Origin of the sequence: Nocardiopsis sp. ATB16-24 (assembly GCF_030271535.1) — a bacterium.
GTDB lineage: Bacteria > Actinomycetota > Actinomycetes > Streptosporangiales > Streptosporangiaceae > Nocardiopsis.
In genome coordinates this window covers 21,317-38,900 of the sequence record NZ_JASCXJ010000008.1, presented here as the reverse complement: position 1 = coordinate 38,900, position 17,584 = coordinate 21,317, and the positions used below count along the sequence as shown (strand labels likewise).

Here is a 17,584-nt window from a genome sequence, read left to right as displayed (position 1 = left end):
CACCGCGAGGCCTCTGACCCCGTCCCGCTGACCTACGATTGAGCACATGTCCTCCACACCATCCACCGAGCAGGTGCACAAAGCCCTGACCACGGTGCAAGATCCGGAGATCCGCCGCCCCATCACCGACCTCGGCATGGTCAAGAGCGTCGATGTCACCGACGACGGTGCCGTGCACGTCGGTATCTACCTCACGGTGGCGGGCTGCCCGATGAAGGGCCGTATCGAGAACGATGTGACCGCGGCCGTGACCAAGGTCGCCGGTGTCACCTCCGTGCGCGTCGAACTCGACGTGATGAGCGACGAGCAGCGCAAGGAGCTCCAGACCAAGCTGCGAGGCGGCCAGGCGGAGAAGGAGATCCCCTTCGCCAAGCCGAACTCGCTCACCAGGGTCTTCGCCGTCGCCTCCGGTAAGGGGGGTGTCGGCAAGTCCTCCGTCACCGTGAACCTGGCCGCCGCCATGGCCGCCCAGGGACACAAGGTCGGTGTCGTCGACGCCGACATCTACGGGCACTCGGTGCCCCGCATGCTCGGCGCGTCGGACTTCCCGACCAAGGTGGAGGACATGATCATGCCCCCCACCGCACATGACATCAAGGTCATCTCGGTCGGTATGTTCACCCAGGGCAACCAGCCCGTGGTCTGGCGTGGCCCGATGCTGCACCGCGCGCTCCAGCAGTTCCTCTCCGACGTGTTCTGGGGCGACCTGGACGTGCTGTTGATGGACCTGCCTCCCGGCACGGGCGACATCGCCATCTCCGTGGCGCAGTTGCTCCCCAACGCCGAGCTGCTCGTGGTGACCACACCGCAGCAGGCCGCCGCCGAGGTCGCCGAGCGCGCCGGTGCCATCACCGCCCAGACCCACCAGAGGATCGCGGGCGTGATCGAGAACATGTCGTACTACCTGCCGCCGGGCGGCGGCGAGCCGGTGCACCTGTTCGGTGAGGGCGGCGGCCGCACGGTCGCCGACGCCCTCACCAAGACCCTGGGCATGGACATCCCCCTGCTGGGTCAGGTGCCGTTGGACACCCGGCTGCGCGAGGGCGGCGACGAGGGCAAGCCCCTGGTCCTGACCGAGCCCGACGCCGAGGCCAGCAAGGTGATCACCTCGGTCGCCGAGGCCCTGGTCGGCAAGCCGCGCGGACTGGCCGGCATGCAGTTGGGCATCTCCCCGGCCGGCCGTTAGACGACGCCCTTCGGGGACCTCCGGTCCGGTGGTCCCCGGCCGGCCGGCGTGGTCGGCGGCGTCACCGCCTGGTCCGCGGATGGAGTGGGACGACGAGGGCCGGGGTCCCTGGGCGACAGGGACCCCGGCCTCTTCCGTCCTCGGACACCCTCCGCCCACGACCGAGAGGGGGCGGACCGGGTCCCGGTGCCTCGCTCAGTCGTCGGACGACCCCAGTGTGATCGTGGTGGTCTCGCGTTCCCCGTCCCGCTCGTACTCGATCTCGACCTCTTCTCCGGGGTTGAGGCCACGGAGCATCGCGAGCAGTTCCTGACCCGAACTCACCCGTCGCCCGTTCAGGGAGATGATCACGTCACCGGACTCCAGGCCGGCCTCGTCCGCGGGTCCGTTCCTGTCCACGGCTCCGGAGCCCTCCGCGATGACCGCGCCCGCGATCGGGCTGTCCAGGTCGATGTCGGCTCCGATGTCGGCGTAGGTGGTCTCACCGTCCTCGACGAGCCGCTGCACGACGCGGTCCACCTCGTTGGACGGGATCGCGAAGCCCAGCCCGATGTTGCCCGAGGGCTCGCCCATGTACCCCATGGTCACGATCATCGAGTTGACCCCGATGACCCTGCCCTGAAGGTCCACGAGCGGGCCTCCGGAGTTGCCCGGGTTGATGGCCGCGTCGGTCTGCAACGCGTAGAAACGGCTCGCGTTCTCACCCTCACCGGAGCTGACCGGGCGGTTGACGGCGCTGATGATGCCCTGGGTGACGGTTCCGGTCAGCCCCAGGGGGGCGCCGATCGCGATCACCTCGTCCCCGACGATGACCTGCTCGGAGTCGCCGAACTCCAGGGGTTCGACGTCGACGGGGTCCTCCAGTGACAGCACCGCGAGGTCGGAGCTGGGGTCGGAGCCGACCACGGAGGCGTCCGAACGACTGCCGTCGCTGTACTCCACGATCATGCCGTCCGACTCCAGTTCGGAGGAGACGTGGTCGTTGGTCACCACGTAGTTCCCCTCGATGACGAACCCCGAGCCGCCCCCCTGGATCCGAGGGCTGGAGCTCTGGATCGACACCACGCTCGGACTGACCCGCTGGGACACTCCCGCGATGGTGTCCGGGTCGCGTTTGGGCGCCTCGGGCGGTGGTTCGTTCATGACCGGCCCCTCCTCCTCCGGTGCCGCCTCCACGGCGCCGGATCCGTTGAGGAGAGCACCCGCGACGCCGCCCACACCACCGGCGATGAGCGCGACCACGAGCATGCCGGACAGCACCATCCACGCGGGGAAGCCGCGTCGGGGCGGCGTCCCCGGTGACTGCCGTGCCGTGTACGGGGTCTGAGGAGACGCCGGGGCGCCGAAGGCCGGTGCGCCCGATCGGTAGGCGGCCGCGTAGTCGGAGGGGAACGCCCCACCCTCGTGTCCCCGAGGCCCGCCCGCACCGACGCCGGTGCCGGGCTGTGCGGTGTGTCCGATGGGACCGTGGGGCGGTGCCTGCCCCATGGCGGGCGCGGAACCGGAGACCGTGGCGGCATACCCCGGGCCCACGGGACCGTCGTGGACCGGGGAGGGGGCGCCCGGGCGCTCCCCCGGCCCGGGGCGGGGGACGTCGTCCGTGGACTCTCCCCTGGCCGGGTACGAGGCACGCTGGGCCTGGGTTCCGGGGGCCGGGACCGGACGCGCACCGGAGGGCGGCGCGGAACCGGCCCTGGAGACGGGTGGGGGCGGGCCACCAGGGCTGTGTTCCGGACGGCCGGTTTCCTCGCTCAAGACCTACTCCGTATGTCGCTTGGCTTTGGGGTCGACACTGGGCTCGGCAGAGGCTAGAGGATCCCCAGCCGGGCCAGGCCACGCTGCACCCGGGCCCAGAAGCCCGCGCCTCCGGGTTCCGGCAACGCGGTCACGGCCGAGGAGGCCAAGCCCGCGGGGGCGTCGGCCAGCACGGTGAAGACGAAGCCGTCCGCCTGCCACATGCTCTGGTACTGACCCGTGTCGCCACCGAAGATCGTGTCATGTTGTGTTGTGACGCTGCTCCCCCCCGTCCCGGTTCCGGCGTATCCGTTCCGAAGTGCGGGGGAATGCTCGGTGTCCAGCTTCCCACGCTGCGTGAAAACCGACACCTGGGACAACCCATCCGAATAGATCGCATGAACGACACGGTGCCCGGCGTGCTCGGTGGACCGGGCGTCGACCAGGCGCAGATTCCAGGCGAGATGCTCCTGGAGCGGCCACCCCTCCTCACGTAGTCGGGCGCGCTCGGTCCCGTCGAGATCGTCTCCCCAGGGGACATCGCCCTCCTCGTCCTCGGGCCATGAGGTCTCCCCGAGAAGGAGCCCGGTGAGGCGGACGCTGAACGCGGGTTCGCCGTCGGCCTCGTAGACGGTCCTGCCCAGGAGCAGATCCGTGTCGGTGTCCACCCAGAAGCGGCCCGCCACGGTACCGTCCGCGCGCGCGGCCTCCACCACGCGTGTCCGTCTGCCCGCCAACTCGGCCGTCCCCGCCTCCGCCACGGCGTAGGTGTCCTGGAGCATGCGCAGCAGACGGTCGTCCAAGGACTCCAGGGCCGGGGAGGAGCGCACCATGAGGGTGGTCTCCTCGGCGCCGACGGGCGACAGGGAGACCCCGTCCCCCGGGCTGTTGATCACTCGCACCCGAAGGGTCCGGCCCTCGGGCCCGGTCATCTGACGGACCGCGGAGTAGGCGACCTCGCTTTCCGCGGTGGCGGCGCGTCTGAGTACCGGCATCCCGTCGTCGGGGCCGTCCGCGGCGACCGCGGAGGCGTCGGGACGGACGGCGGTGGTGACCAGGAGGACGCACAGCACCGCCAGGATGAGCAGGCCGACCGGAGCGGAGTGGGCGGAGGAGTGTCCTCCCGTGCTCACCGGGTGGTTTCGTTGGGGCCGTGCGGAGGATCGGTCGCCGTGGGTCGGGCGTCGACCACCGGCATGTGGCGGCTGGTCACCGCGTGTTCGACCGCGTAGTCGGACAGGCGGGGTCGCACCACCGGTGGCTCCTCCGCCTCGCCTCCGGCCGCGAACGCGCCGCCGATGAGGGTCGTGGCCACGGCCAGGCCCGCGACCGCGTAACGACCACCGGGAAGCGGGGGGAACAGGTGGGCGAGACGGTTCCCGCCCAGACGTCGACGGTCCGGGCGCGACACGTGTTCCGGCCGAAGCGGTGCCGAGCCGCCGTCCGCGGGTACGGAGGAGGGTCGACCGTCGGGAAGGCCTCCAAGGAGAGGAGAGGAGCCCAGGGGCGGACCGGAGCCGAAGCCCGCGATCGGCGGGTCCGAGGGAGGCGGCCCCGCGGCCCCGGCGTCCCGGGACAGGCTGGTGAGCCGCCCGAGGAAGTCCATGTCCGGCTCAGGCTCGCACAGGCCGTTCAGACGGCGCTTGAGGCGGCGCATCATGTCGGCCTCGAAGCGGCACGGTTCGCACTTCGCCAGGTGGATGAGGGCGCTCTCGTGCTCGGCCGGGCCCAGTTCCCCGTCGATGAGTGCGGACAGGCGCTCTCCCAGGTGTTCCCTACTCACTCGGCCTCCCCGTTGATCACTTTTCCACCGCTGCGCGCCTCGCTCTTGGCGGACAGGGAGCGCCGGTGCTCCAGCGCCCGTCGAAGCTGGGCGCGGCCCCGGTGGATACGGCTGCGGACGGTGCCGAGCTTGACGTCGAGCGTCGCCGCGATCTCCTCGTAGGAGAGCCCCTCGATGTCACACAGGACGACGGGAGCACGGAACTCGGCGGGCAGCGCGTCCAGCGCTGACTGGATGTCGGCGTCGAAGTGCCGGTCGTCGTAACGCTGGGCGGGTGAGGGCTCGCGGCCCTCCAGGCGTTCGTCGGCGTTGTCGGCCAGGCCCTCGAAGCGGATACGCGCCCTGCGCCGTGCCATGTCGAGGAAGAGGTTCGTGGTGATGCGGTGCAGCCAGCCCTCGAAGGTTCCGGGGGTGTAGTTGGCCAGGGAGCGGAAGACCCGGATGAAGACCTCCTGGGTGAGGTCCTCCGCGTCGTGCTTGTTCCCGGTCAACCGGTAGGCGAGCCGGTACACGCGCGGGGAGTGGGTCCGGACGACTTCGTCCCAGCTCGGGGGTTCCCATGGCTCGAACTCCACGGCGGGGCCGGACTCTGTCACCGCTGCTCCCTTCATCCCGTTGATCCACCGCCAGGCCCGGGCAGGAGAGTTGCTTCGTGGCGATCAACGTGCGTTCATCCCGATTCAACGCCGGGAGACGTGGATTAAGTTCCCGTCACCACGCTCGGAGTTCGCTCCGGATCAGGCTAATCTTTTGCCAGGGACATGACCTGGCCGCGATCGCCATTCTACGGTGGGTGACCATCAGCTGGTCAGAGCCCCACCCGACACGTGACGCAGTGGGAGGCCGTCATCACCAGCCCGGAGGAGACAGCGGCCCGGTTCACCTGGGCCCGCACCGAACAGGCCCGCTTCGAGCGGGACGCCATGGAGGACGAGCCCCTCGTGGACGCCTATGAGGCGGGGAGTCGCTCCGCGGCGCCCCCGGTGGACGCCGCCACGGGAACCGCGCTGCGCTTCCTGGCCGCCTCCATCGGAGCCCGGTCCGTGGTCGAGGTCGGCACGGGGTGCGGGGCTTCGGGGATCTGGTTACTGCGGGGCATGGCCCCGGGCGGGATCCTGACCACCGTGGACACCAACGCCGCCTACCAGGACTACGCGCGCTCCGCCTTCGCCCGCGCCGGTTTCGGTCCCGGGCGGGCCCGACTGATCCGGGGGGCCGCGCTGGAGGTGCTGCCGCGACTGACCGACGGTGGTTACGACCTGGTGTTCGTGGACGCCGACACGGTGTCCTATCCGCTGTACCTGGACGAGGCCCTTCGGTTGCTTCGCCCGGGCGGGATGGTGGTCTTCAACGCCGTCATGGTCTCCTCCTCCGAGCCCGACGGGCCCCTGCGCGCGCCCGACCCGCGCGAGACCGCCGTACGTGACGTGATCCGCCGGGTGCGCGAGGAGGAGGAGTTCGTCCCCCTGCTGCTGCCCGTGGGCGAGGGGCTGTTGGCCGCCATCCGGTGACCCGGGGCGGACGGGACCGGAGCCGCCCCGGGCCCCTCGCGCCACCGCCCCTGGAACGGCCGGGAGGCCGGTGCCCCTTGAGGACACCGGCCTCCCGGCCGCCAAGACCTTCCGGTCCGGTACGGCTACCGCTCGGCGAGCCAGCGCAGCAGGGCACGGGTGGAGAAGGCCGTACCCCCCTTGCTGAGCAGACCGCTCTCCTTCGTCGACCGACCGGGGCCGGCGATGTCCAGGTGGGCCCACGCGACGTCGCCGATGAACGCGCGCAGGAACAGCGCCGCGTCGGTGGCTCCGGCCGGGCCGAACTCACCACGGGTCCCGATGTTGGCCAGATCCGCCACTCGGGACTCCGTGGTCGGGACGTACTCCTCGGTCAGGGGCATCCGCCACAGCGGCTCGCCGGAGGCCTTGCCCGCGTTCTCCAACTCGACCGCGAGCGCGTCGTCGGTGCTGTAGAGCGCGGCCATACCCGTTCCGAGCGCGAGCTTGGCCGCCCCGGTCAGGGTGGCGACGTCCACGATCACGTCCGGTTCCAGTCGGGCGACCGCGTAGCCCAGGGCGTCGGCCAGGACCAGCCGGCCCTCGGCGTCGGAGTTGAGCACCTCCACGGTCTTGCCGGAGTAGGTCGTGAGAACGTCGCCGATCCTGGTGGCGTCACCGGAGAAGGCGTTCTCGGCCAGCGCCAGCAGACCGGTCACCCGGGCACGGGATCCCATGGCCGACAGTGCGGAGAGCACCGCGAGCACGACCGCCGCACCGCTCATGTCGGTCTTCATCAACGACATGTTCTCGTTGGGCTTGAGCGAAAGACCGCCGGTGTCGAACGTGATGCCCTTGCCCACCAGCACGATGTGACCGGTGGGGTCCTCCGGGGTGTAGGACAGCTGGACCAGCCTCGGCGGTCTCGACGAACCCCGGCCCACACCGAGGATGGCGCCGAAGCCCTCCTTCTCCAGGTCCTTCTCGTCCCAGACCCGCACCTGTAGCCCCGATTCCTCGGCGACCTCGCGGGCGCGCACCGCCATCCACGCGGGGTCCTTGGTCAGGGAGGGGGTGTTGATGAGGTCACGAGCCAGGGCGGTGGCCGCGGCCAACCGGGTTCCACGGTCCAGGGGGTCCGCGAGGTCCTCGGGACCGACCACGTCGATCACCGGAGCGGGACGCTGGTCCGCCGGGGGCTCGGTGCTCCTGAGGCTGAAGGTGTAGGAGGCCAGGAGCGCGCCCTCGGCGAACGCGGTGGCGGCTTCGGCGCCGAAGCCGGGCCAGGCGAAGGCCACGTGCTCCTTGCCCCGGGCCGCCCGGGCCAGGGCCGCGCCGGCCTTCCGGAGGTCGTCGGGCGTACCCGAACCGACCCCCAGAAGCGCCAGACGGACCAGCCCCTGGTCCCGGGGCACCGGGAACTGGGCCGACTCACCGGGTTTCCCGGCGAGCGAATAGTGCGCGAAGAGATCGGTGAGCGGAGCCGGAAGCACCTGTGTCAGGCCGCTGTCCGCGACCCCTTCGACCTCCGTCGGTCCGTTGTCTCCCGAGAGCACGGGGATGACCCACAGGTCCGCGCTGGATTCGGCGAGGTTCCCCGGACGGGGATGGATCTGCGTGGCGAATGGCACAGGCCGCTCACAATCGTTCGCTGTCATGGGGGTCTACGACCTCGAAGGTCGTCGGGCGTTCTGGCCCTGGTGGGGGAAGAACGTGCTGCCGGTCCTAGCCGACGACGCCCTGGAGCGCGTCCCGGAGTTCGGTGGCCTCATCCGGCGTCAACTCGACGACCAGGCGTCCTCCGCCTTCGAGCGGGACCCGCATGATGATGCCGCGACCCTCCTTGGTGACCTCCATCGGCCCGTCGCTGGTCCTCGGCTTCATCGCCGCCATGCCATTCCCCTTTCTCAGTGTTCCTCGCGGGTGACCGGGGCCGACCCACAGCACCGACTCCGATCCGCTTGGTCCGGCTCGGCCCTGTGGCCGCAGGCCGGTTCCGGGTGATTCCGCGCCCCCATGGCCTGGGGACGTGGATCACTCTCGAATCCATTATCTCGGAGGTTCGCCACCGCGTGTGCGCCAGATCGCGCTCGGACCGCTGTCGAGGACACCCGACGACGAGGAACCTTCAACCATTAAGGTTATATCGGTACCGACCGAAACCCGTTGAGAGCCTGGGAACCGTACGGTCTCCCGCTCTGAGGGAGCAGCGGGGACCACACGGGACGTGTACGCCCCGCGGCGACCACGACCCGACCCCCACGCTCTCCGAGCCGGTGCGGTCAGCGCAGATCGCCCGTGGAGACCATGCGGGTCCCCTGCCGGGTGATCGACGACCACTCCGCCTTCAGGCCGCCGTCCGCGGTGGGCCACACGGTCAGCTCGGCCTCGTCCACACAGCGCTCCTCGGGATCGGCGAGCTCGGTGTAGGCGTACACGCGTCGGTCGTTGTCGGCGGCGGACAGTGCGAGCGTTCCCGAGCAGGAGAAGGTCGTCCACACGGTGCTGCCACGTTCGGCGCCCTCCTCGATCCGCACCTCGGCGTGCCAGTCCGCCACGTGTTCGCCCGCGGTGTCCACCTGCACCATCTCACCGGACCAGGAACCGGAGAAGGAGTCGGCCGGCGCCGTGCTCTCGTCCGCGTCCTCGGCGGCGCCGTCGAAGAGCAGGGCCCACGCCGTGACGCCGCCCCCGATCAACAGCACGGTCAGCACGACCGCGGCCAGCACGGTGAGCTGCCGGCGGCGACGACTACTGTGACGGGTCGACCTGGGCGGAGGCCACAGGGACAGCTGCACGGGGGCGACCGTCACGGAGGGGGCCGGCTGTTCACCCTTGGCCTCGGCGCCCGATTCCAGTTCGGCTGCTGCGTCCATCCTCGCCATCCTCAACGGTGCTGCACCCACTCCGGCGGAGTGGGGGTACCCGGGTACAGCGAACGAGAATAGAGCACCCGAACACGTCGAACCGCCCAAGAAGGGCACCGTGGATGTGATGCACGACATACCCACGATGGGGCGCCGGGCCGTGACCGAGGGTCAGCGCTCGACGTCGCCTCCGGGCGACGCGCCCCCGGAGCCGTCGGTCGACGCACTCGGGGCCTCCTCCGTCCCACCGCGACCCCCTCCGTCGGCTCCGGAGCCGTCCGGGTCGGTCCCCCTCTCGGGGAACCCGGGGGCGAAGGCGTCTCCGGGCAGATGGGAACCCGGCCGTGGACCGCTTCCCTCCGGGACATAGGACGGGTCCAGGCGCGACAGACGCCACTCCAGGTCCTGGATCCGCTCCTCCCGCTCGCGCAGGGTGGCGGTCAGGCGCAGGAGCAGTTCGTCCACGGCGCGCACGTGGTAGCCCCACATCGCCAGGGGCAGGACCAGACGGGCGAGGTCGAACGCCTTGACGGGGCGGTCGTCGGGCAGGGGGAGCGGGAGGTAGTCGGCCTCGAAGCGGGCGAGTCGACCGCCCTTGCCGAGCACGACGCAGACCACGCCGGCGAGCACGGCCAGCGCGGCGGCGGCGACGAGGACCATGATGAGAACAGGCACGGACACGATCGTGCCATACCCGACCGGACATGGACCCCGTGGCGGACTCCGGTCGTGCCCCTCCCCGGAGTCCGCCGAACCGCTCACCGTGCCCTACTGTTCGGGTCCCGGCCGCTCCTCCGACTCCTCGTACCGTCGCGCCATGTCCATGTGGGAGTCGCGGATGATGTCGACGACCTCCTCCGGACCGTCGACGACCTGGACGAGCTCCATGTCGTGCTTCTTGATCAGCTCGTTCTCCAGCAGGCTGTCCCGGATCCAGTCCCGCAGCCCACCCCAGAACTCGGTGCCCACCAGCACGATGGGGAACCTGGTGACCTTGCGGGTCTGGACCAGGGTGGCCGCCTCGAACAGCTCGTCCAGGGTGCCGAAGCCACCGGGCAGGACCACGAAGGCCTGGGAGTACTTGACGAACATCAACTTGCGGACGAAGAAGTACCGGAAGGTCATGCCCATGTCGATGTACTCGTTGAGCGACTGCTCGAAGGGCAGCTCGATGCCCAGCCCCACCGACAGCCCGCCCGCCTCCTGGGCGCCCTTGTTGGCGGCCTCCATCAAACCCGGTCCCCCACCGGTGACGGTGGCGTACCCGGCCTGCGCGAGCTTGGCTCCGACCTCGACTCCGAGGTCGTAGTAGCGGTCGCCCGGCTTGATCCGGGCCGAGCCGAACACGCTCACCGCCGCGGGCAGCTCCGACAGCAGGCCGAAGCCCTCCACTACCTCCGACTGGATGCGCAGCACGCGCCAGGGGTCGGTGTGCACCCATTCGGAGGGTCCACGCCGGTCCAGGAGGCGCTGGTCGGTGGTGGTGTTGGGAATGGAGCTGCCCCGATAGGTGAGGGGACCCGCCCGTCGTACCTGCTCTTGTGCTTCCGTCATGCCGTACAAGGTATCCGGGCCGAACATGCTCACACCTGAACCACACATGTCCTGGCGGTGACCGTGGGGTCCTGGATCCTCGGGGAGCCGTCCTTCCGTCGAGGGTCAGCGGGCTCCGGTCAACCAGGCGATCATGCGCTCCTCCGCCTCACGGATCTCGGCGATCTCGGCGTACTCGTCCCTGGTGTGGGCGAGCAGCGGGTCGCCGGGGCCGTAGTTGACCGCGGGGACCCCCAGGTCGGAGAAGCGGGACACGTCGGTCCATCCGAGCTTGGCGCGGGCCTCGCCCTCCCCCACCGCCGTGACGAACGCGGCGGCCGACGGGTCGTCCAGCCCCGGACGGGCGGGGGCGGCGGCGTCCACCACCTCCACCTCGAACCCGGCGAAGACCTCGCGCAGGTGCGCCTCGGCCTCGGCGATCGACCGGTCCGGGGCGAAACGGTAGTTGACCTTGACCACGCACTCGTCGGGGATGACGTTGCCCGCGACGCCGCCTTCGATGAACACCGCGTTGAGCCCCTCGTGGAAGCGCAGTCCCTCCACCTCCGGCTCACGCGGGGTGTAGGCGCGCAGGACGTCCAGGATCGCCCCGGCGCCGTGGATGGCGTTCTTTCCCATCCAGGAACGGGCGCTGTGGGCGCGCTCGCCCCGCGCGGTGACCTCCACGCGCATGGTGCCCTGACAACCGCCCTCGATGACGCCGTCCGTGGGTTCCATGAGGATCGCGAAGTCCCCCGCCAGCCACTCGGGGTGGGTGCGGGAGAGGCGGAGAAGACCGTTGCGGGAGGCGTCGACCTCCTCGTTGTCGTAGAAGACGTAGGTGACGTCGTGCACCGGCTCGGGCACCGCCTCGGCGAGCCTGAGCTGGACGGCGACACCGGCCTTCATGTCGGAGGCACCGCACCCGTACAGACGACCGTCGGCCACGTGGGAGGGGACGTTGTCGACGATCGGGACCGTGTCGATGTGGCCGGCGATGACGACGCGGCGGGGGCGGCCGAGGTCGGTACGCGCCACGACCGCGTCGCCGTCGCGAGTGACGGTCAGGTGGCCGAGCCCGGACAGGGCGTTCTCGATCGCGTCGGCGAGGACCTTCTCGTCACCGCTCTCGGAGCGGATGTCCACGAGGGAGGCGGTCAGGGTCACGGCGTCCGAGGTCAGGTCCAGCATGTGTCGCCCCGTTTCGGTGGGTCGGTGGGTCCGCGCGCACCTACGGGGGTGCGCGCATACGCGTGTCCGCGCGCGCAGACCACCTTAGAGCGCGTCGGGGCGCCCCCGTACGAGGGGGCGCCCCGAGTTCTCCGACACGTCCGTCAGGCGTTCACGCCGTGTTCGCGGAGCAGGTCGTTCAGGGCGAGCTTCTCGTGCTCCTGCCCCTCCTCCAGACGCTTGAGCACCAGCAGCACCGGCATGCCGAAGTCACCGCCGGGGAAGCTCTTGGTCCTGTTGGCGGTGACGCACACCGACCAGGCCGGAGCCTCCCCACGCGGGAGCTCCTCTCCGGTCTCGGCGTCGAACACACGGGTGGAGGAGGTCAGGATGGTGCCCGCACCGAGCTTGGCGCCCTTGCGCACGCGGGCGCCCTCGACGACCATGCTGCGGGAGCCGAGGAAGGCCTCGTCCTCGATGATCACCGGTGAGGCCTGCGGAGGCTCCAGGACGCCGCCGACACCGACCCCGCCGGACAGGTGGACGTTCTCGCCGACCTGGGCGCAGGAGCCGACCGTGGCCCAGGTGTCGACCATGGTGCCGGAACCGACGTAGGCGCCGATGTTGGTGAAGGACGGCATGAGCACGACCCCCGGGGCGAGGTAGGAGCCCCAGCGGGCGATCGCTCCCGCGACCACACGGACGCCGTCGAAACGGGTCTTGAGCGGCATGCGGTCGTGGTGATAGAAGTCGCCGACCTGCGACTCCTTCATGTCCAGGACCTTGAAACCGAGGAGGATGGAACGCTTGGCGCGTTCGTCGACCACCACCTGGTCGGTGGAGGGGTCGACGAAGGCCACACGGGCCCCGCCCTCGTCGATCTGGTCGATCGCGCCGGTGATGACCTCACGCGCCTCGGCGTGGTCGGGCGTGAGTTCGGCGCGCTTCTCCCAGAGTTCGTCGATCCGGTCGGGCAGTGGGCTGGAGTACGAGCTGGTCATGTGCACACACGTTAGCCGCTCGTGACGGGTGTGCGGTCACCACCACCCCGCGGGGCCGCCCCTCACGGGCACGCTGTCGCTTTTGGCGGTGGTGACTACAATTCGTGTACGGTGCCGCCGGGCGCCTCCAACGCGCTGCGGAAGTCCCCACCTTCCCCGGCAGCGCACCGGACATGTCACCGACCCGACCCTTGGTTCGCCTGTGCCCAGTAAGCGTCGAAGGCTCTCCGCCTTCGTCAAGATCCTGCTCGCCCTGACCCTCGTGTGCGGTCTGCTCGTCGCCGGGGCGTACTACGTGCTGACCACGTTCGACCCGCTCGACACCACCTCCGCGCCCGAACCGGGCTGCCGTCTGGAGATGTCCGACGACAGGTACCCGATGGAGGGCGCCCAGGCCGAGAGCGCGGCGACCGTGGGCGGGGTGGCGTTCAGCCGGGACCTGCCGCCGGAGGCCGTGACGGTCGCCTACGCGACGGTGTGGCAGGAGTCGGCGTTCTACAACGTGGAGTACGGCGACCGGGACTCCTTGGGCCTGTTCCAGCAGCGGCCGTCACAGGAGTGGGGGGAGCCGGAGGAGATCCTCGACCCCGTGTTCTCCAGCGCCTCCTTCTACGACGAACTGGTGGAGGTCGACGGCTGGGAGGACGTCCCGGTCTTCGAGGCGGCCCAGGCGGTGCAGCGCAGCGCGGACGGCTACGCCTACGACCAGCACGAACCGCTGTCGGAGCGGATGACCGAGGTCTTCACCGGTGCTCTGGGGCCGGCCCTGACCTGCTGGTACGACGCCGAGACCGTGGAGGCGACGCGGGCGGGCGACGCCGACGTCGAGGGCGCCCGGGAGGAGATGGCCCGTGTGTTCGGCACCCACCCGGAGGACCTGCCCGAAGTCGACCCCTCCCGCCCCCGCACGGGGGACCTGGGATGGGCGATGGCCCTGTGGGCGGTGGCGCACGCCGAGGAGTACGGATTGACGACCGTGACCTACGACGGTCGACAGTGGCGCGCTTCGGACGGTGTGGACGGCGCCGAGGCCTGGAGCACGGCCGAGGACGCCTCCACCGAGGAGGGCCTCCTCCTGCGTTAGCGTCCTCCTCCCTCGGGGGACCGACTCCGGTCGCCCTCGGCGGGCGCTCAGCCCAGGCGTTCGGCCGCGGCCCGCACGCGCTCGTCGTTCGCGGTGAAGGCCACCCGTACGTGACCCGCGCCCGCGATCCCGTAGAAGTCCCCCGGGGCGACCAGGACGCCGCGCTCGGCGAGGTGGGCGACAGCGCCCCAGGCGTCGTGGTCGGGGTGGCGGGCCCACAGGTAGAGACCGGCCTCGGAGTGTTCGACGCTCCAGCCGGCGCCCTCGAAGGCCTCGCGGAGCCGTGTTCGACGGGAGCGGTAACGCTCCTTCTGCTCGTCGGCGTGCGCGTCGTCGTCCAGGGCCGCGCCCATGGCCGCCTGGACCGGGGCGGGAACGATCATTCCGGCGTGCTTGCGCACCTCCAACAGCTCCTGGACCAGCGCGGGGTCGCCCGCCACGAAGGCGGCGCGGTACCCGGCCAGGTTGGAGCGCTTGGACAGCGAGTGCACGGCCAGCAGGTTCTCGTGGGAGTCACCGCACACGTCCGGGTGCAGGATGGACACCGGCTCGGTGTCGCCCCACCCCAGGTCGAGGTAGCACTCGTCGGAGGCCACGATCGCGCCGCGCTCACGCGCCCACTGCACGACCTTGCGCAGGTGCGGAACACCCAGCACACGTCCGGTCGGGTTGCTCGGCGAGTTCACCCACACCAGCCCCACCGACGCGGGACCGAGGGCCGCCAATCCGTCGGAGGCCACCGGGGTCGCCCCGGCGATACGGGCGCCGACGTCGTAGGTCGGATAAGCCAGTTCGGGGTGGACGACCCTGTCCCCCTCCCCCAGCCCGAGAAGGGTGGGCAGCCAGGCCACGAGTTCCTTGGAACCCACGGTGGGCAGGACGGCCCCCTCGGTCACGTGCACGCCGTGTCGGCGTTCCAGCCACCCCTGGATGGACGCACGCAGCTTCGGGGTCCCCCAGGTCGGGGGGTATCCGGGGGCGTCGGACGCCTCGGCCAAGGCCCTGCGCACGACCGCCGGGACCGGGTCGACCGGGGTACCGACGGACAGGTCGACGATGCCGTCGGCGTGCGCGGCGGCCTTCTGCTTGTACGGCGCCAGCCTGTCCCACGGAAAGGCCGGGAGCCGGTCGGCCACGGGTCGCCGTTCGGCCATCGGTGCACACTCCATCCAGTTCGAGCTGTTCTCACGAAAGTCGCGCCGACTCCGCCCGGCGGAATCGGCGCGACAGGTCACGGAACGGGCGCGCACCCTCTGCGCCACGGGGATGCGCCGCCCGCCGCGGTGCGGGGCCGGGTCACACCCGGCGCACAGCCGGGTTACTCGGCCTGTGGCGGCAGCTTGGCCACGATCGGGTGGTCACGGTCGATCTTTCCGACCTTGGACGCTCCTCCCGGGGACCCCAGGTCGTCGAAGAAATCGACGTTGGCCTTGTAGAAGTCCGACCACTGCTCGGGAAGGTCGTCCTCGTAGTAGATGGCCTCCACGGGGCAGACCGGCTCACACGCACCGCAGTCAACGCACTCGTCCGGGTGGATGTAGAGCATGCGCTCACCCTCGTAGATGCAGTCCACGGGGCACTCGTCGATGCACGCCTTGTCCAGCACATCGACACAGGGCTGCGCGATGACGTAGGTCACGTCGTACTCCTTGTCTCATCCCCGCGCTCCGCGGAGAGGCGGGGACTTTTCAGAGGCCCCGGACGGGGATGGCGTGCGGGCGCTCCGCCCCGCTCACGGGCCCTGCAAGCAATTGGCACAGATCTCGTACTCCTAGTATGGCTGCCGAGGACGAGCAGCGCACATTCGGGGGTCGCTTCCATGCACATCAGGGGACGCCTGGTCCATCGGATCTCCCCGAAGGACGTCGGCCGCAGGGTTTCTGTGCGAATCCGCCTCCCCGGAGGCGGATTCACCGATATCGTCGGTGTCGTCGAGTCCTGGGCCGACGGTGTTCTCACCCTGCGCCGACGAGACGGCTCCACCACGGAGGTGGAGGAGCCGACCATCGCCGCGAGTCGTGTCGTTCCCCCCGTCCCCCCTCGCCGTCGTGGCGGGCGCCCTCCACAGGCGCCCTGACGCCCCGGACCCGCGACTGCGGCGCGGGTGTCGCCCGTGGGCGGCACGCACACCGCACCTGACCAGAGGCATTCTTCGCCCCGGGCGGGGTAGGAGAGGCACGAGTCCCAGCGCGGTCCCTTCCGGGCCCGTCGGGACGAACCCAAGAGCATCGCGCCCCCGACGAACACCCACGCGGAGAGCGGGCGCCCGGTACGCGGGGAGGTGGTGAGCGCCCACATGCGCGAAGCCGTAGCGTCCGCCCTCGCCGAGTTGGCCCGACGGGACGAACGGGCCGCCGACATGGCCCGCTCGGCGTTGGACACTCTGGCACCGGGGCAGGAGCTCGAAAGACTCAACCAACACGCCGTTCAACGATTCTGCTGGTTCGAGCTGCCGGTCCGCTTCCAGAACTCCACCGATGAACAGTTGTTCGCGGCCCGGGCCCTCGGCTCCCTCTTCTCCCTCCTCCAGCTGTATCGCTACGCACAGATCTGTTCGTCTCCCGAGACGACCACCCTGCTCACCGTCTACGCCGAGGACCACGCGGCCGGACTGGCCATGTACGAGCGGCTCATGTGGGAGTCGGGGGTGGAACCGCCGGACCTGCCCGAGCTGACCTGGGGGACGGCGGTCGGCGACGCCGAGATCCGGGCCCGCCGTGAGACCGCCTCCGCTCTGGAGCTGGCGATCCTCCTGGGCGACGTGCGTCCGGGAAAACGCGGCTGGCGCCCCGCCCAGGAGCGTTTCACCCGTTCCTTCCTCACCCAGCCGGACAACCGGGGACTGAGCCACCTGGACCGCATACGCGAGGAACGGGTCCGGGCCTGGCTGAGCTCGTCCGCGCATCCGCACCGCCAACGTCTCTGGCCGCTGGTGGGGCAGATCATCGCGGGTTCGGACGTGCCGCGCGCCGCGGAGTCGGCGATGGCGCCCCTGCAACGTCTGCTGGACCTGGCCGCGGACGGCATCGCGCTCACCCAGATCGGCTACATCTCGCCGAGCGTGGTGCGGCAGATGTGCGAGGACTTCGGCTGGCGGACCTCGCCCGCGCCCCCGCGCAGCGAGACCGACGCCACCCAGCTGATCGCCCTGCACCAGACACTGCGCGGGATGCGGGCCGTGCGTCGGGCGGGGCGTCGCCTGGTGCTGACCCGGCGAGGACGCCAGTTGAGGGAGGACCCCGAGGCGCTGTGGCAGGCGGCCACCGAGAGCCTGTGCCGCACCGGCGGTCTGGAGCAGGCGGCCGCGGAGACGCTGCTGGGGATGCTGCTGGCGCGCTCCCCGCAGGGCACGGGGTCGCACGCGCGGCGCGACGAGTCCGACGTGGAGGCGGCCGAGCGGACGTTGACCGAGTCGGGGTGGGTCCCGGTGGAGCCGCCGGTGACCGCAGGACGTCACGCCGCCTCGCACCGGCGGACGGCGGAGGCGGCCTCCGACCAGGTGCGCGCACTGGTGATGGCGGTGAGCTGGCTGTTGGAGGCCCTGGGCCTGCTCGACGAGGACGACGGCGCCGGACATCGGGAGCTGACCCCGACGGGGCGGACGTTCGCGATCGCCTGTCTGCACCGGTCCGCGGTGGCGCCCCGAGCCGTGGTCTAGCCCGCCCGAGAAAGAGGCCGCCCGAGGAAGAGCCCGCTCGGTGGGATCGGAGCACGCGCCGACCACCGCCCCCGAACG

18 protein-coding genes are annotated in these 17,584 nt (G+C 70.7%); 5 read left to right on the top strand and 13 right to left on the bottom strand.

The features are described from left to right. Nucleotides 1-46 precede the first annotated feature (46 nt). Nucleotides 47-1,186 (top strand): Mrp/NBP35 family ATP-binding protein, encoded by a 1,140-nt coding sequence (locus PFX91_RS11050; protein WP_285731403.1) that lies wholly within the window; start codon nt 47-49, stop codon nt 1,184-1,186. Between the two features lie 195 nt (nt 1,187-1,381). Here PFX91_RS11050 and PFX91_RS11045 read toward each other — a convergent pair whose 3' ends face one another. From PFX91_RS11045 to sigE, 4 genes are read right to left on the bottom strand one after another with little or no spacing between them, the layout of a single operon-like run. Next, nucleotides 1,382-2,941, bottom strand: a complete 1,560-nt coding sequence (locus PFX91_RS11045; protein WP_285731402.1) for a trypsin-like peptidase domain-containing protein — start codon at nt 2,939-2,941, stop codon at nt 1,382-1,384. 53 nt (nt 2,942-2,994) lie between these two features. Continuing rightward, the gene (locus PFX91_RS11040) at nt 2,995-4,053 is read right to left on the bottom strand and encodes a sigma-E factor regulatory protein RseB domain-containing protein (protein ID WP_285731401.1); all 1,059 of its coding nucleotides are present in this window, start codon (nt 4,051-4,053) and stop codon (nt 2,995-2,997) included. Then, nucleotides 4,050-4,703, bottom strand: a complete 654-nt coding sequence (locus PFX91_RS11035) for an anti-sigma factor family protein (RefSeq protein WP_285731400.1) — start codon at nt 4,701-4,703, stop codon at nt 4,050-4,052. The genes PFX91_RS11040 and PFX91_RS11035 overlap by 4 nt, the downstream gene beginning before the upstream one ends. Beyond that, complete coding sequence (sigE, locus tag PFX91_RS11030) at nt 4,700-5,314, bottom strand: RNA polymerase sigma factor SigE (RefSeq protein ID WP_285731399.1); 615 nt, start codon at nt 5,312-5,314, stop codon at nt 4,700-4,702. Before sigE ends, PFX91_RS11035 begins: the two co-directional genes overlap by 4 nt. A 312-nt stretch (nt 5,315-5,626) precedes the next feature. Between sigE and PFX91_RS11025 the strand changes: the two genes are divergently transcribed. Further along, nucleotides 5,627-6,214 carry an O-methyltransferase gene (locus PFX91_RS11025; protein WP_285731537.1) on the top strand — a complete coding sequence of 196 codons (588 nt, stop codon included), beginning with the start codon at nt 5,627-5,629 and terminating at the stop codon, nt 6,212-6,214. 125 nt (nt 6,215-6,339) lie between these two features. Here PFX91_RS11025 and PFX91_RS11020 read toward each other — a convergent pair whose 3' ends face one another. The 7 genes from PFX91_RS11020 to PFX91_RS10990 all read right to left on the bottom strand — a co-directional run bounded on the left by PFX91_RS11020 (nt 6,340) and on the right by PFX91_RS10990 (nt 12,764). Further along, nucleotides 6,340-7,824, bottom strand: coding sequence for a leucyl aminopeptidase (locus PFX91_RS11020; RefSeq protein ID WP_285731398.1), 1,485 nt, complete (start codon nt 7,822-7,824; stop codon nt 6,340-6,342). Between the two features lie 94 nt (nt 7,825-7,918). Next, a complete protein-coding gene (locus PFX91_RS11015; protein WP_014909697.1) occupies nt 7,919-8,086 on the bottom strand; it encodes a DUF3117 domain-containing protein in 168 nt (55 codons plus the stop codon). A 389-nt stretch (nt 8,087-8,475) separates the two neighbouring features. Beyond that, a complete protein-coding gene (locus PFX91_RS11010) occupies nt 8,476-9,069 on the bottom strand; it encodes a hypothetical protein (protein WP_285731397.1) in 594 nt (197 codons plus the stop codon). A 162-nt stretch (nt 9,070-9,231) separates the two neighbouring features. Beyond that, a complete protein-coding gene (locus tag PFX91_RS11005) occupies nt 9,232-9,735 on the bottom strand; it encodes a hypothetical protein (protein ID WP_285731396.1) in 504 nt (167 codons plus the stop codon). Nucleotides 9,736-9,828: 93 nt separating this feature from the next. Continuing rightward, entirely contained in the window at nt 9,829-10,614 is a 786-nt protein-coding gene (locus tag PFX91_RS11000) for an LOG family protein (RefSeq protein WP_285731395.1), read from the bottom strand. A gap of 105 nt (nt 10,615-10,719) precedes the next feature. After that, a complete protein-coding gene (gene dapE, locus PFX91_RS10995; RefSeq protein WP_285731394.1) occupies nt 10,720-11,784 on the bottom strand; it encodes a succinyl-diaminopimelate desuccinylase in 1,065 nt (354 codons plus the stop codon). 143 nt (nt 11,785-11,927) lie between these two features. Next, nucleotides 11,928-12,764 carry a 2,3,4,5-tetrahydropyridine-2,6-dicarboxylate N-succinyltransferase gene (locus PFX91_RS10990; RefSeq protein WP_285731393.1) on the bottom strand — a complete coding sequence of 279 codons (837 nt, stop codon included), beginning with the start codon at nt 12,762-12,764 and terminating at the stop codon, nt 11,928-11,930. A gap of 202 nt (nt 12,765-12,966) precedes the next feature. Between PFX91_RS10990 and PFX91_RS10985 the strand changes: the two genes are divergently transcribed. Continuing rightward, nucleotides 12,967-13,848, top strand: coding sequence for a hypothetical protein (locus PFX91_RS10985; RefSeq protein ID WP_285731392.1), 882 nt, complete (start codon nt 12,967-12,969; stop codon nt 13,846-13,848). A gap of 47 nt (nt 13,849-13,895) precedes the next feature. On the opposite strand, the gene dapC is transcribed toward PFX91_RS10985, so the two are convergent. Both dapC and fdxA read right to left on the bottom strand, forming a co-directional pair. Beyond that, a complete protein-coding gene (dapC, locus tag PFX91_RS10980) occupies nt 13,896-15,002 on the bottom strand; it encodes a succinyldiaminopimelate transaminase (RefSeq protein WP_285731391.1) in 1,107 nt (368 codons plus the stop codon). Nucleotides 15,003-15,166: 164 nt separating this feature from the next. Then, complete coding sequence (gene fdxA, locus PFX91_RS10975; RefSeq protein WP_285731390.1) at nt 15,167-15,487, bottom strand: ferredoxin; 321 nt, start codon at nt 15,485-15,487, stop codon at nt 15,167-15,169. A 180-nt stretch (nt 15,488-15,667) separates the two neighbouring features. On the opposite strand from fdxA, the gene PFX91_RS10970 reads away from it, so the two are divergent. Together PFX91_RS10970 and PFX91_RS10965 are read left to right on the top strand one after the other, a co-directional pair. Further along, complete coding sequence (locus PFX91_RS10970) at nt 15,668-15,925, top strand: putative acetyltransferase (protein WP_285731389.1); 258 nt, start codon at nt 15,668-15,670, stop codon at nt 15,923-15,925. A 219-nt stretch (nt 15,926-16,144) separates the two neighbouring features. Beyond that, nucleotides 16,145-17,506, top strand: coding sequence for a hypothetical protein (locus tag PFX91_RS10965; RefSeq protein ID WP_285731388.1), 1,362 nt, complete (start codon nt 16,145-16,147; stop codon nt 17,504-17,506). Nucleotides 17,507-17,584: the final 78 nt, after the last annotated feature.